Origin of the sequence: Pseudomonas sp. NBRC 111140, from assembly GCF_001320885.1 — a bacterium.
In the GTDB taxonomy this organism is placed as follows: Bacteria; Pseudomonadota; Gammaproteobacteria; order Pseudomonadales; family Pseudomonadaceae; genus Aquipseudomonas; species Aquipseudomonas putida_P.
The window spans coordinates 21,123-33,097 of record NZ_BCBQ01000076.1; the positions used below are offsets into that span (position 1 = coordinate 21,123).

Annotated in this window: 14 protein-coding genes; 8 read left to right on the forward strand and 6 right to left on the reverse strand. The window is 63.2% G+C overall.

Going from position 1 to position 11,975, the window contains the following annotated elements:
- Positions 1 to 23: 23 nt before the first annotated feature.
- Positions 24 to 449 (reverse strand): OsmC family protein, encoded by a 426-nt coding sequence (locus tag APH42_RS21420; protein ID WP_012269895.1) that lies wholly within the window; start codon positions 447 to 449, stop codon positions 24 to 26.
- Positions 450 to 601: 152 nt separating this feature from the next.
- Here APH42_RS21420 and APH42_RS21425 point away from each other — a divergent pair, with 152 nt between their 5' ends.
- Positions 602 to 1,606: an LLM class flavin-dependent oxidoreductase gene (locus tag APH42_RS21425; protein WP_060494173.1), complete on the forward strand. Its 1,005-nt coding sequence runs from the start codon at positions 602 to 604 to the stop codon at positions 1,604 to 1,606.
- A gap of 37 nt (positions 1,607 to 1,643) precedes the next feature.
- Here APH42_RS21425 and APH42_RS21430 read toward each other — a convergent pair whose 3' ends face one another.
- Positions 1,644 to 1,865 carry a DUF1161 domain-containing protein gene (locus APH42_RS21430; RefSeq protein ID WP_003253075.1) on the reverse strand — a complete coding sequence of 74 codons (222 nt, stop codon included), beginning with the start codon at positions 1,863 to 1,865 and terminating at the stop codon, positions 1,644 to 1,646.
- A 101-nt stretch (positions 1,866 to 1,966) separates the two neighbouring features.
- Positions 1,967 to 2,182, reverse strand: a complete 216-nt coding sequence (locus APH42_RS21435) for a dodecin (protein WP_012269893.1) — start codon at positions 2,180 to 2,182, stop codon at positions 1,967 to 1,969.
- A 150-nt stretch (positions 2,183 to 2,332) separates the two neighbouring features.
- Between APH42_RS21435 and APH42_RS21440 the strand changes: the two genes are divergently transcribed.
- Positions 2,333 to 2,656: a YqjD family protein gene (locus APH42_RS21440; protein WP_012269892.1), complete on the forward strand. Its 324-nt coding sequence runs from the start codon at positions 2,333 to 2,335 to the stop codon at positions 2,654 to 2,656.
- Here APH42_RS21440 and APH42_RS21445 read toward each other — a convergent pair.
- Complete coding sequence (locus tag APH42_RS21445; protein ID WP_060494174.1) at positions 2,653 to 3,549, reverse strand: LysR family transcriptional regulator; 897 nt, start codon at positions 3,547 to 3,549, stop codon at positions 2,653 to 2,655. The two genes, APH42_RS21440 and APH42_RS21445, sit on opposite strands and share 4 nt — an antisense overlap.
- 110 nt (positions 3,550 to 3,659) lie before the next feature.
- Here APH42_RS21445 and trpB point away from each other — a divergent pair, with 110 nt between their 5' ends.
- Both trpB and trpA read left to right on the forward strand, forming a co-directional pair.
- The gene (gene trpB / locus APH42_RS21450; protein ID WP_060494175.1) at positions 3,660 to 4,877 is read left to right on the forward strand and encodes a tryptophan synthase subunit beta; all 1,218 of its coding nucleotides are present in this window, start codon (positions 3,660 to 3,662) and stop codon (positions 4,875 to 4,877) included.
- The gene (gene trpA, locus APH42_RS21455) at positions 4,874 to 5,683 is read left to right on the forward strand and encodes a tryptophan synthase subunit alpha (protein ID WP_012269889.1); all 810 of its coding nucleotides are present in this window, start codon (positions 4,874 to 4,876) and stop codon (positions 5,681 to 5,683) included. Before trpB ends, trpA begins: the two co-directional genes overlap by 4 nt.
- A 119-nt stretch (positions 5,684 to 5,802) precedes the next feature.
- Here trpA and APH42_RS21460 read toward each other — a convergent pair whose 3' ends face one another.
- Positions 5,803 to 6,135, reverse strand: coding sequence for a DOPA 4,5-dioxygenase family protein (locus tag APH42_RS21460; protein WP_012269888.1), 333 nt, complete (start codon positions 6,133 to 6,135; stop codon positions 5,803 to 5,805).
- A gap of 52 nt (positions 6,136 to 6,187) precedes the next feature.
- On the opposite strand from APH42_RS21460, the gene APH42_RS21465 reads away from it, so the two are divergent.
- Positions 6,188 to 6,742, forward strand: coding sequence for an NAD(P)H-binding protein (locus APH42_RS21465; protein WP_060494176.1), 555 nt, complete (start codon positions 6,188 to 6,190; stop codon positions 6,740 to 6,742).
- Positions 6,743 to 6,816: 74 nt separating this feature from the next.
- Here APH42_RS21465 and APH42_RS21470 read toward each other — a convergent pair whose 3' ends face one another.
- Entirely contained in the window at positions 6,817 to 7,716 is a 900-nt protein-coding gene (locus APH42_RS21470; protein WP_060494177.1) for a choline sulfate utilization transcriptional regulator, read from the reverse strand.
- Positions 7,717 to 7,824: 108 nt separating this feature from the next.
- Here APH42_RS21470 and betC point away from each other — a divergent pair, with 108 nt between their 5' ends.
- The 3 genes from betC (at position 7,825) to APH42_RS21485 (ending at position 11,973) form a co-directional block, all read left to right on the forward strand.
- Positions 7,825 to 9,342 carry a choline-sulfatase gene (betC, locus tag APH42_RS21475; protein ID WP_060494178.1) on the forward strand — a complete coding sequence of 506 codons (1,518 nt, stop codon included), beginning with the start codon at positions 7,825 to 7,827 and terminating at the stop codon, positions 9,340 to 9,342.
- A 14-nt stretch (positions 9,343 to 9,356) separates the two neighbouring features.
- On the forward strand, positions 9,357 to 10,280 hold the full coding sequence (choX, locus tag APH42_RS21480) for a choline ABC transporter substrate-binding protein (protein WP_012269884.1): 924 nt from the start codon (positions 9,357 to 9,359) through the stop codon (positions 10,278 to 10,280).
- A gap of 127 nt (positions 10,281 to 10,407) precedes the next feature.
- Positions 10,408 to 11,973, forward strand: a complete 1,566-nt coding sequence (locus APH42_RS21485; protein WP_012269883.1) for a SulP family inorganic anion transporter — start codon at positions 10,408 to 10,410, stop codon at positions 11,971 to 11,973.
- The last annotated feature ends 2 nt before the right edge of the window (positions 11,974 to 11,975 follow it).

Here is an 11,975-nt window from a genome sequence, read left to right on the forward strand (position 1 = left end):
CAAAGCGCCACCGTTGCGCCGCTTCAGCCCACCAACGCTGCATCCAGGCTGATCTTGGCGTTCAACACCTTGGACACCGGGCACCCTTCCTTGGCCTTGTTGGCGATCTCCAGGAACTGCGCCTCGCTGGCCCCAGGCACCTTGGCCCTGAGCACCAGGTGCACAGCCGTAATGGCAAAACCATCCGCTTGCTTGTCGAGCGTCACCTCGGCCGCAGTATCGATCCGGTCCGCGGTCAGCCCCGCTTCACCCAGCATCATCGACAGCGCCATCGAGAAACAGCCGGCATGCGCCGCCCCGATCAGCTCCTCCGGGTTGGTCCCGGGCGTGCCTTCAAAACGGGTGTTGAAGCCGTAAGGGTTCTGCTTGAGTGCGCCACTTTCGGTAGAAAGCAGGCCTTTGCCATCCTTCAGGCCACCTTGCCAGATTGCCGATGCTGTCTTTTTCATGATGCCTCCTGGTCACTGGGTTACTTACCTACCGTTCAGAGGCCTGCCGCCAGCCGCAAGTTCAGCGCAATATGAGTGCAGGCATTGAATCCAACGAATGCGCCCATACAGAGTCAAAGAGGCCGCTGGCCAACCACTTTTGCGGAGGCACCATGACGCAGCTGCGTGACCTGAAGATTTCCACCCTCGACCTGGTGCCCGTGCGCGCAGGCGCAGGCCCGGCGCAGTCGCTGCGCAACTCTCTGGACTTGGCGCAGCACGTCGAGCGCTTTGGCTACAACCGCTTCTGGGTAGCCGAGCACCACAACATGGACGGCATCGCCAGCTCAGCCACGTCGGTGCTGATCGGTTACCTGGCCGGGGGGACTTCGACCATTCGCGTGGGCTCTGGCGGGGTCATGCTGCCCAACCATGCGCCGCTGGTGATCGCTGAGCAGTTCGGCACCCTGGCCAGCCTGTATCCAGGGCGTATCGACCTGGGCCTAGGCCGTGCGCCGGGTTCGGACCAGATGACGGCCTATGCCCTGCGACGTGACCGCGCAGGCGGCCCGGACGACTTCCCGGACGATGTCGAGGAGCTGTCGCGCTACCTCGGGCCACGCACCGATGATCAAAAAGTGATCGCCGTACCGGGGCACGATACCGACGTGCCCATGTGGTTGCTGGGCTCCAGCCTGTTCAGCGCCCAGCTGGCCGGCATACGCGGCATGCCCTACGCCTTCGCCTCGCATTTCGCGCCGCGCTACATGCACGAGGCCATTCGCGTGTACCGCAATCATTTCAAGCCATCGACCACGCTGGACAAGCCCTATGTGATGTTGGGCATTCCCATGGTGGTGGCGGAAACCGACGAGAAGGCCGAATTCCTCGCTACCTCGGTGTATCAGCGCATTCTCGCGCTGATTCGTGGGCAAAGCCTGATGCAGAAACCGCCGGTGGAAAGCATGGATGGGCTGTGGTTGCCCCATGAACGCGACGCGGTGGGCAGTTTCCTGGGCCTGGCGATGATCGGCAGCCCGCAGAAGGTGCGGGCCAAGGTGGAGGTGCTGCTGGAGCAGACCGGGGCGGACGAACTGATCTTTACCTGTGACCTGTATGAGCATGAGGACCGGATTCGGTCTTATGAACTGATGGCACAGGCCCTCAAAGCCGAATGAGCCCCTTCGCGGGCTTGCCCGCGAAGAAGCCAACACATCAGCCGCGCCGGTACACAATCTCCTTGGTACCGGCCTCGCAGCTACCAATCACCTTGCCCGCCGGGTCGCCTTTCTTGACGATCTCCAGCTTGTAGCCAGTGACACCCTTGGCATCCAGCTTGGCCGCAATTTCCGCCTTCAGCTCCTCGCACGGCTTGCCCGCTGCCAGCGCACCACCGGCCAGGGTCATCAGGCCCAGCGCCAGAATCAGTTTGTTCATCACTCGCTTTCCTTGTGCAGATGAAATCAGAAAGGGCGCCCGCCAAGGCGCCCCTCTCTTAAATACTCCATCACGCCGAGATCATCCAGCCCGGCGCTGTTTCAGCTGTTGGCGATACGAAAGCCCACCTTCAGCGTGACCTGGAAGTGCGCCGCCTTGTTATCGCGGATATGGCCACGGGTATCGACCACTTCGAACCATTCCAGGTGCTTGATGCTTTTGCCGGCTTCGGCCAGGGCATTGTTGATCGCATCTTCGATACTGGTGGGCGAAGACCCTACCAGTTCGATCTTCTTGTAGGTGTGATGATCGGTCATGAGCGCTCTCCATGGGTGACTGTGAGATTGAGCCTAGCAGCGCAGGCCTGGTTTACCTGCGAGCCATCACCGTCAGCGAAAGTTCGATCGCACTTTCACGCAGGCCTAGGGTCGCATTTCTTACAGTCCATTCTGCAAAGGAGAGTCAACATGCACCGCAACTCGCTGCGTAAAACGTCCCTGGAAAGCATGGAAGCGGAGATCGAGAGCCTTCTGAAAAGCCTGGAGAACCTCAAGCACGATGCGTCGGAAGAATCCCAGAAGTCGGTGAAGGCAATCCGCAGCAACGCCGAAAGCGCGCTGAAACACTCGCGCAGCCTGCTCAGCGATGCTTATGAGGAAGTGAAGACCCGCACCCGCCAGACCGGCATCGCCACCCGTGATTACGCCCAGGAACACCCGATTACAACGGCAGGCGTAGCCATTGGTGCCCTCGGTCTGCTGGCGGCCTATCTGTTGTCGCGTCGCAACTAACCCGCCTGGCGTTGCAACTCACGGCGCAGCCACTGCGCCAGTTGCTCGGCGCGCCCATCCGCGGCGCGCCGTGGCACCCACAACGCCAGCGCTGCCCGCGTTGGGGAAAACCCCCACGGCGCGCTGAGCCGTCCAGCCCTCAAGTCATCCGCCACCAGCGGCTGCGGCGCAATGGCCACGCCAAGGCCGGCGACTGCAGCCTCCAGCAAGTAATACAAATGCTCGAACGCCTGGCCATAGTGCAACCCGGCCGGGTCCAACCCCTGCTGCCGAACCCAGGTTGGCCATGCTTGTGGCCGTGAGGTGGTATGCAAAAGGGCCTCCTCCAGCAAGGCGCTGGCAGGCGCGCCGCGCAAGCGTTCGAAGCCGGCAAAGTGGGGGCTGAGCACCGGGCCGATACGCTCTTCGGCCAGCACATGCACCTGCATGTCCGCAGGCCACGGAGGCTCTGCGTACACCAGCAATGCATCGAGCCCTGGACGACGCGGGTCGAGGTCGCCTTCACCTGCCGACAAGTGCAGACGCAATTCAGGTAATTCCGCCTTGAGTCGCCCCAGCCTGGGAATAAACCAGCGCGCCAGCAGGCTGCCCGAGCAGCCCAGCACGAACGGTGCCTCGCTGACATCACGGCTGAGTTCGGCACACACGCTGCGCAGCCGGTCGAAAGCCTCGCCACTGGCATCACGCAGGCGCACGCCGGCATCTGTGAGTTTGATGCCACGCCCGTCCTTGACGAACAGGGCTACGCCAAGGTGCTCCTCCAGCACCTTGATCTGCCGGCTGACTGCGCCATGGGTGACATGCAGCGCTTCAGCCGCCTGGCTAACGCTGTTGAGCCTGGCGGTTGCCTCGAAGGCGCGCAGGGCGTTCAGGGGAGGGAGGTCGTGGGCCATGTTACCTGTGAGTTTTTCTGACAAGTTTGCGCAATCTTATCGGTTTTCAGCGGGGCCTGCCGTGGTTAGAGTAAAGCCCATCACTCATTCATTACGCCCTGGAGCGCCCCATGACCCAGTCCCAATACCGCCCCGGCCCCGACGCCAATGGCCTGTTCGGCTCGTTCGGCGGCCGCTACGTGGCCGAAACCCTGATGCCACTGGTGCTGGACCTGGCCCGCGAATACGAAGCGGCCAAGGCAGACCCCAGGTTCCTTGAAGAGCTGGCCTATTTCCAGCGCGACTACATCGGCCGCCCCAACCCGCTGTACTTCGCCGAACGCCTGACCGAGCACTGCGGCGGCGCGAAAATCTTCTTCAAGCGTGAAGAGCTCAACCACACCGGCGCGCACAAGGTGAACAACTGCATCGGCCAGGTGCTGCTGGCCAAACGCATGGGCAAGAAGCGCCTGATCGCCGAAACCGGCGCCGGCATGCACGGTGTGGCTACCGCCACCGTCGCCGCCCGCTTCGGCCTGCCTTGCGTGATCTACATGGGCGCCACCGACATCGAGCGCCAGCAGGCCAACGTGTTCCGCATGAAACTGCTGGGCGCCGAGATCGTCCCGGTCACTGCCGGCACCGGCACCCTCAAAGACGCCATGAACGAAGCTCTGCGCGACTGGGTGACCAACGTCGAAGACACCTTCTACCTGATCGGCACCGTGGCGGGTCCACACCCGTACCCGGCGATGGTTCGCGACTTCCAGTCGATCATAGGCAAAGAAACCCGCGCCCAGTTGCAAGAGAAGGAAGGCCGCCTGCCAGACAGCCTGGTTGCCTGCGTTGGCGGTGGCTCCAATGCCATGGGCCTGTTCCATGAGTTTCTCGAAGAGCCGAGCGTGCAGATCATCGGCGTCGAAGCCGGTGGCCACGGCGTGCACACCGACAAGCACGCCGCCAGCCTGAACGGCGGCGTACCGGGCGTACTGCACGGCAACCGTACCTACCTGCTGCAAGATGCAGACGGCCAGATCACCGACGCCCACTCGATTTCCGCAGGCCTCGACTACCCAGGCATCGGCCCGGAACACGCCTACCTGCACGAAGTGAAGCGCGTCGAATACGTCAGCATCACCGATGACGAAGCGCTGGATGCGTTCCACGCCACCTGCCGCCTGGAAGGCATCATCCCGGCCCTGGAAAGCTCCCACGCCCTGGCCGAAGCGATCAAGCGCGCACCGAAGCTGCCCAAGGACCACCTGATGGTCGTGTGCCTGTCAGGCCGCGGCGACAAAGACATGCAAACCGTCATGAACCACATGGCCGCCCAGGAGAAACAGGCATGAGCCGTCTTGAACAACGCTTCGCCGAACTGAAGGCCGAAGGCCGTTCGGCACTGGTCACCTTCGTCACCGCAGGCGACCCGGGCTACGACGCCTCGCTGCAGATCCTCAAGGGGCTGCCGGCCGCTGGCGCCGACGTGATCGAACTGGGCATGCCGTTCACCGACCCGATGGCCGATGGCGTGGCCATCCAGCTGGCCACCCTGCGCGCCCTGGAAGCTGGCCAGACCTTGGCCAAGACCCTGCAGATGGTTCGCGAATTCCGTGTGGATAACCAGACCACGCCAATCGTGCTGATGGGCTACTACAACCCGATCCACCGCTTTGGCGTGGAACCGTTCGTGGCTGAAGCCAAAGCAGCGGGCGTCGATGGCCTGATCATCGTCGACCTGCCGCCAGAGCACGACGCCGAACTGGCCACCCCGGCCCAGGCCGCAGGCATCGACTTCATCCGCCTGACCACGCCGACCACCGACGATGCGCGCCTGCCGCGGGTGCTGGAGCGCAGCTCCGGGTTTGTCTACTACGTGTCGGTGGCCGGGGTGACCGGTGCCGGCTCGGCGACCACCGAGCACGTGACCGAAGCCATTGCCCGCCTGCGCCGGCATACCGACCTGCCGATCAGCGTTGGTTTCGGCATCCGTACCCCGGAGCAGGCTGCGAACATCGCCCGCCTGGCGGATGGTGTAGTGGTGGGCTCGGCGCTGGTCGACAAGATTGCCCAGGCCAAGAGTGCCGACCAGGCAGTGAATGATGTACTCAGCCTGTGCTCGGCACTGGCTGAAGGGGTGCGCGGCGCCCGTCGCTAAACCGCGTCGCCTGCTTCGCGGGTAAACCCGCTCCCACAAGGAACGCGCCGCTCTCAAGGTCTGTGCAGTACCTGTGGGAGCGGGTTTACCCGCGAAGACGCCGGCACAGGCATACCAATCTACCCACCAAATATCGACAGGTCCAAGGGCCGCAAAGCCCCCATCCAGATCGCATGATCCCGGTGGTCCGCCAGCTCATCCCCGGTCAGCGGGTGCATGAACACCACCAAACCCTTCCGATACAGCGCCAGCCATGGCAGCACCACGCCCACGAACTCCGGCTCGAACGCCAGCTGGCAACTCCAGTCCGGGTGCGGCCCCACCGGCTTCTGGTGCATGCGCCCCATCGTCACGGGGAACAGCCGCGCCGCCTCCTCGCACAGTTCCCGGGCCTGCTCCATGGTCGCTGCGTCGTAATAAACGTGGGCGTGGTAACCCTTGATCCTCTGCACGATAACTCCTGATTGCGGTCCAACCATCACCACCTGCAAAGGGAGTGATGCAGTGAAAAACGCCGAAACCCCAGTGTACAAACTGGTCTTGTTCGGGCCTGAAAGCAGCCTGGGCAATGCCCTGATGGCCGAGCTGCTGTCGCGCCAGCACGAAGTCACCGCCGTGGTTGATGACCTCAACCGCCACACCGCGCGCCCGGGCCTGCACTTCAAGATAGGCGGGCTGCACGATGCCGACCAGGCTGAACAGGGCGCGGCAGGCGGCTCGGCAGTAATCGCCCTGCTATCGGCGCTGGCGCCAGGTGACTTGCCGGGGCAAGCACGCCTGAGCGAGGCACTGGTGGCGGGGCTTGAGCGTACGACTATACGCCGGCTGTTGCTGGTGGGCGATTTCGCTGTGCTGGATGAGCCGGGCAAGTACAGCGAGACAGAGCGGGAATGCGTGGACCATGTGGTTGATGGGTTGCAGCGCAGTGCGTTGCGCTGGACCCTGATCAATACGCCGCAGGCGTTGCCCGATGAGGGGTGGGCACGTGTGGCGGCGGGGATGGCGGATATGCTGGAACTGGACCTGCACCGGGGCGAGCATCTGAACTTCGTGGTCTAGATCTGAGCAGCCTGTGGGAGCGGCCTCGCCGGGGCGCCGTACCGGTCGGATGGGCCGCAAAGCGGCCCAAAATCTCAAAGGCTGCGCTCATGCTCCAGCCAACCGACAAACCGCTCGATCAGCGCCCCACGCCGCTTGCGCGGTGGCAGAACCGCATAATACCCACGCTCCGAGCGCAAACTCCCCTCCAAAGGCCGGCAAAGCAACCCTTGCTCCACCAACTTATCCACCAAGTGCCCCCACCCAATCGCCACGCCCTGGCCAGCAATCGCTGCCTGAATCAGCAACGTGTAGTTGTCGAAACGCAACTGCCCCGCCGGCGGCGGGCTGGCCACACCAAACCCGCGAAACACCCCCGCCCAGTCAAACCAGCGGCTGGCTTGCTCGCCCTTCAAATGCAGCAAGGGCAATCGTTGCAAAGCCACGGCTGACAAGGGTTTGCCATCCGTCAGCCGGGGGCTGCACACCGGGAAAACTTCCTCATCGAACAGCCAGCGGCTTTCGCCCTGGTGAAAGCGCCCATCACCGAAAAGCACCGCCACATCGATGTCCGGGCGCAGCATCCCCTGGCTGCGTTCACCGGTGACCAGGCTCACATCCACCTGTGGATAAGCCTCATGAAAGCGCTGCAGCCTTGGCATCAGCCAGAACGCCGCAAAAGCAAAGTCGGTGGCCACCTGCAGCACCTCGCGCTGGCCGCGACCGGTGGCTTGGGCAATGCCGTCATCCATCGCCTGCAGGCCCTGGTGCACCTGCTGGAACAACACCTGGCCGGCTTCGGTCAACTCGATGCCCCGGTAAATGCGATCGAACAGGCGCGTGCCCAGCTGTGCTTCCAGGCGCTTAACCTGCTGGCTCACGGCCGGCTGCGTGGTACCCAGCGCCAGCGCCGCAGCGGTAAAGCCCCGCAGGCGTGCTGCGGCTTCGAATACACGCAAGGTATCCAGCGACAACTCGGCGAGGTGGTCAAACATAAGCTCAGCTAATCCCAGTCATTGCCCACCATGGGCTTTACCCATGTTATCCACAGTCTCATCTTGGTAGGCAAGCAGATCGCATAACTCCAAACGATGGAAGCCACCATGACGCGCCCGAATATCCTGTTCATCATGGCCGACCAGATGGCCGCACCCTTGCTGCCGATCTACGCCCCTTCGCCCATCCAGATGCCGCACCTGAGCCGCCTGGCCGAGCAGGCGGTGGTGTTCGACTCGGCCTACTGCAACAGCCCGCTGTGCGCACCGTCCCGCTTTACCCTGGTCAGCGGCCAACTGCCTAGCCGCATCGGAGCCTACGACAATGCCGCCGATTTCCCTGCCGATGTGCCGACCTATGCCCACTACCTGCGCCGCCTGGGTTACCGCACCGCACTGTCAGGCAAGATGCACTTCTGCGGCCCGGACCAACTGCATGGCTACGAAGAGCGCCTGACCAGCGATATTTACCCAGCCGACTATGGCTGGGCAGTGAACTGGGATGAGCCGGATGTTCGCCCGAGCTGGTACCACAACATGTCCTCGGTGCTGCAGGCCGGTCCGTGCGTGCGCACCAACCAGCTGGATTTCGACGAAGAAGTGGTGTTCAAGGCACGCCAGTACCTGTACGACCACGTGCGTGATAACGATGGCCGACCGTTCTGCCTGACCGTGTCCATGACCCACCCGCACGACCCCTACACCATCCCCAAGCGTTACTGGGACCGCTACGAGGGTGTGGATATCCCCATGCCCCGTGCCGAGTTCGGCCAGGCAGAACTCGACCCGCATTCGCAGCGCCTGCTGAAGGTCTATGACCTGTGGAACAAGCCGCTGCCTGTGGAAAAGATCCGCGACGCCCGCCGCGCCTACTTCGGCGCTTGCAGCTACATCGACGACAACATCGGCCAGCTGCTGCAAACCCTGGAGGAGTGCAACCTCGCCGACGACACCCTGATCGTGTTCTCCGGCGACCACGGCGACATGCTTGGCGAGCGTGGCCTCTGGTACAAGATGCACTGGTTCGAGATGTCGGCGCGGGTTCCGCTGCTTGTCCATGCGCCCAAGCGCTTTGCAGCAGGCCGGGTCAGCGCCTCGGTATCGACCTGCGACCTGCTGCCAACCCTGGTCGAACTGGCCGGCGGGGCTGTGGATAAAAGCCTGCACCTGGACGGCCGCTCGCTTGTCCGCCATCTGCAAGGGCAGGGCGGTCACGATGAAGTGATCGGCGAATACATGGCCGAAGGCACCGTCGGCCCGCTGATGATGATCCGCCGCGGGCCGTACAAGTTCGTGTACAGCGAGGATGACCCCAGCCTACTCTATGACCTGAGCCGCGACCCGCACGAGCGGGAGAACCTCACCGGCAGCCCGGAGCATCAGGCGCTGCTGCAGGCATTTGTCGATGAAGCACAACAGCGCTGGGATATCCCCAGCCTGCGCCAGCAGGTACTGGCCAGCCAGCGGCGCCGCCGCCTGGTGGCCGAGGCGCTGGCCATCGGCACGCTGAAAAGCTGGGACCACCAACCGCTGGTGGACGCCAGCCAACAGTACATGCGCAACCACATCGATCTCGACGACCTCGAGCGCAAGGCACGTTATCCACAGCCCGCCCCCCTGGATTGAGAAGAGAGGCCGCCATGCACAAGTTCTCCGCCGCCGTGTTCGCCCTGGCCATAAGCACCGCCACGGCCCACGCCGCCGACAGCGACGCGCAATGCAGTACCGTGAAAATGGCCGACCCCGGCTGGAGCGATATTGCCTCGACCAACGCCGTCGCCCGCCTGTTACTGGAAAGCCTGGGCTACCAGGTGAAAATCGACAGCCTGGCCGTGCCAATCATCTATGGCGGCCTGAAGGACGGCCGCGTCGATGCCTTCCTCGGCAACTGGATGCCGGCGCAGCAAGGCTTCCATGACAAGTTCATCGCCAACGGCGATGTGCAGCAGCTGTCGCGTAACCTGGAGGGAACCGAATTCACTCTGGCAGTGCCCGACTATGTGTGGAATGCCGGGGTGAAGGACTTTGCCGACCTGCAGAAGCACGCCGACCAGTTCGACAAGAAATTGTACGGCATCGGCTCCGGCGCCCCGGCCAACCTGTCGTTGAAGGAAATCATCGACAAGAATGAGTTCAACCTTGGCCAGTGGAAGCTGGTGGAGTCCAGCGAGCAGGCGATGCTGGCCCAGGTCGACCGGGCGGTGAAGAAGCAGCAGTTCATCACCTTCCTTGGCTGGACCCCGCACCCGATGAACGTGAAGTTGAAAATGCACTACCTGACCGGCGGGGAAAAGTGGTTCGGCAGCAAGGGCGAGGTGTACACGCTGACCCGAAAGGGTTATCCACAAGCCTGCCCGAATGCAGCGAAGCTGTTGGGTAACCTTAAGTTCACACTGGACATGGAAAACTCCATCATGGCCGAGGTTGTGGATAAGAAGATCAGCTTCGATGACGCGGCCAAGGCTTGGGTGAAGACGTATCCCGAGGTACTGGACGGGTGGTTGGCTGGAGTGACTACCAAGGCCGATGGCAATGCCCTGGAGGCCGTCAAAGCCAAACTGTAGTCTTAGATACGACGCGCCCCTGTGGGAGCGGGTTCACCCGCGAATGCTGCAGTGAATGTACCGACGCATTCGCGGGTAAACCCGCTCCCACAGAGGGACAGTGGACCTTTGGAAATGTGAATATCTCATGCATCGCATCATCCACCTGCTGCCCTTCCTCTCCTGGCTACCCCGCCAATCGGGCCACAGCCTGCGCCAGGACCTGCTGGTCGGCCTGAGCGGTGCCATCCTCGCCCTGCCACAATCCATCGCCTATGCCCTGATTGCCGGCCTGCCCGCCGAATACGGCTTGTACGCTGCCATCGTGCCGGTGCTGGTCGCCTGCCTGTGGGGCTCGTCCTGGCACCTGATCTGCGGCCCGACCGCCGCCATTTCCATCGTGCTCTACGCCAGTATCAGCCCGTTGGCCGTGGCCGGCAGCGCCGATTACATCACCCTGGTGCTGCTGCTGACCTTCCTCGGCGGCATCTTCCAGCTGCTGCTCGGGCTTTTGCGCTTTGGCGCGCTGGTCAATTTCGTTTCCCATTCCGTGGTCCTCGGTTTCACCCTGGGCGCCGCTATCGTCATTGCCCTGGGCCAACTGCCCAACCTGCTGGGCATGGACCTGCCCAGCCAGGCCACGGCCCTGAAGACCATGCAGGACCTGGCCAGCCATGCCGGCGAGGTCGACCTGCCTTCCCTGGTTCTGGGTTTGGCCACCGTCATGATCGGCGTGGCCTTCAAGCTCTGGCGCCCGCGCTGGCCGAGCCTGTTGATTAGCCTGATGCTGGTGAGCCTGCTGGCCTGGTTGCTGCCTGGCTACTTTGGCCATGTGCCAAGGGTGACGGCGTTCACCGGGCAACTCCCACCCTTCAGCCCGCTGCCTTTGCTGGATGTGGAACTGATGCTGCGTCTGCTGCCCAGCGCCGTAGCGGTGGGCATGCTGGGGCTGGTCACCAGCCTGTCGATTGCCCGCTCGTTGTCGGCACGTTCGGAACAACTGATCGACCCTGATCAGGAAATACGCGCACAGGGCCTGTCGAACATCGCCGGTGCATTCTTCTCCGGCTACCTGTCCGCCGGTTCCTTCACCCGCTCCGGCCTGAGCTACGAGGCGGGTGCCCGCTCGCCCATGGCCGGGGTGTTCTCGGCGCTGTGGGTGGCGCTGTTTGCCGTTACCGGCGCCGGCCTGATCGCGCACCTGCCGATACCGGCCATGGCCGGCAGCATTCTGCTGATCTGTTGGGGGTTGGTGGACCATCGAGGGATTCGCGCGCTGTTCAGGGTCAGCCGCTCGGAGTTTCTGGTGATGGCGCTGACGGCGGCGGCGACGTTGTTGCTGGAGCTGCAGACAGCGATCTATGCCGGGGTGCTGGCGTCGCTGTTCTTCTATTTGAAGCGCACTTCACGGCCACGGGTGCAGCAAAGCCGTGAAGGGGACGCGGATGTGTTGCGGGTGGGCGGGTCGATTTTCTTTGGTGCCGCGCATTACCTGCAGGTGCGCTTGCAGCGCTGCCAAGGGCCGCATGTGGTGATCGATGCGCGGCAGGTGAATTTCATCGATTACTCGGGTGTGGATATGTTGCACCGCGAGGCGCGGCGCTTGCGGCGGTTGGGCGGGAGTTTGACCCTGCACCGGGCCAGGCCGCAGGTGATCGAGGAATTGCAGAAGCTCGAAGGGGTGGCGTTGTGCCCGATCCGGTTTGAAGAGTGAGG

What these genes read in the sequence shown, in the direction of transcription:
- APH42_RS21420 (WP_012269895.1), bottom strand. Translation starts at nt 449, where the DNA reads ATGAAAAAGACAGCATCGGCAATCTGGCAAGGTGGCCTGAAGGATGGC.
- APH42_RS21425 (WP_060494173.1), top strand. Translation starts at nt 602, where the DNA reads ATGACGCAGCTGCGTGACCTGAAGATTTCCACCCTCGACCTGGTGCCC.
- APH42_RS21430 (WP_003253075.1), bottom strand. Translation starts at nt 1,865, where the DNA reads ATGAACAAACTGATTCTGGCGCTGGGCCTGATGACCCTGGCCGGTGGT.
- APH42_RS21435 (WP_012269893.1), bottom strand. Translation starts at nt 2,182, where the DNA reads ATGACCGATCATCACACCTACAAGAAGATCGAACTGGTAGGGTCTTCG.
- APH42_RS21440 (WP_012269892.1), top strand. Translation starts at nt 2,333, where the DNA reads ATGCACCGCAACTCGCTGCGTAAAACGTCCCTGGAAAGCATGGAAGCG.
- APH42_RS21445 (WP_060494174.1), bottom strand. Translation starts at nt 3,549, where the DNA reads ATGGCCCACGACCTCCCTCCCCTGAACGCCCTGCGCGCCTTCGAGGCA.
- trpB (WP_060494175.1), top strand. Translation starts at nt 3,660, where the DNA reads ATGACCCAGTCCCAATACCGCCCCGGCCCCGACGCCAATGGCCTGTTC.
- trpA (WP_012269889.1), top strand. Translation starts at nt 4,874, where the DNA reads ATGAGCCGTCTTGAACAACGCTTCGCCGAACTGAAGGCCGAAGGCCGT.
- APH42_RS21470 (WP_060494177.1), bottom strand. Translation starts at nt 7,716, where the DNA reads ATGTTTGACCACCTCGCCGAGTTGTCGCTGGATACCTTGCGTGTATTC.
- betC (WP_060494178.1), top strand. Translation starts at nt 7,825, where the DNA reads ATGACGCGCCCGAATATCCTGTTCATCATGGCCGACCAGATGGCCGCA.
- choX (WP_012269884.1), top strand. Translation starts at nt 9,357, where the DNA reads ATGCACAAGTTCTCCGCCGCCGTGTTCGCCCTGGCCATAAGCACCGCC.
- APH42_RS21485 (WP_012269883.1), top strand. Translation starts at nt 10,408, where the DNA reads ATGCATCGCATCATCCACCTGCTGCCCTTCCTCTCCTGGCTACCCCGC.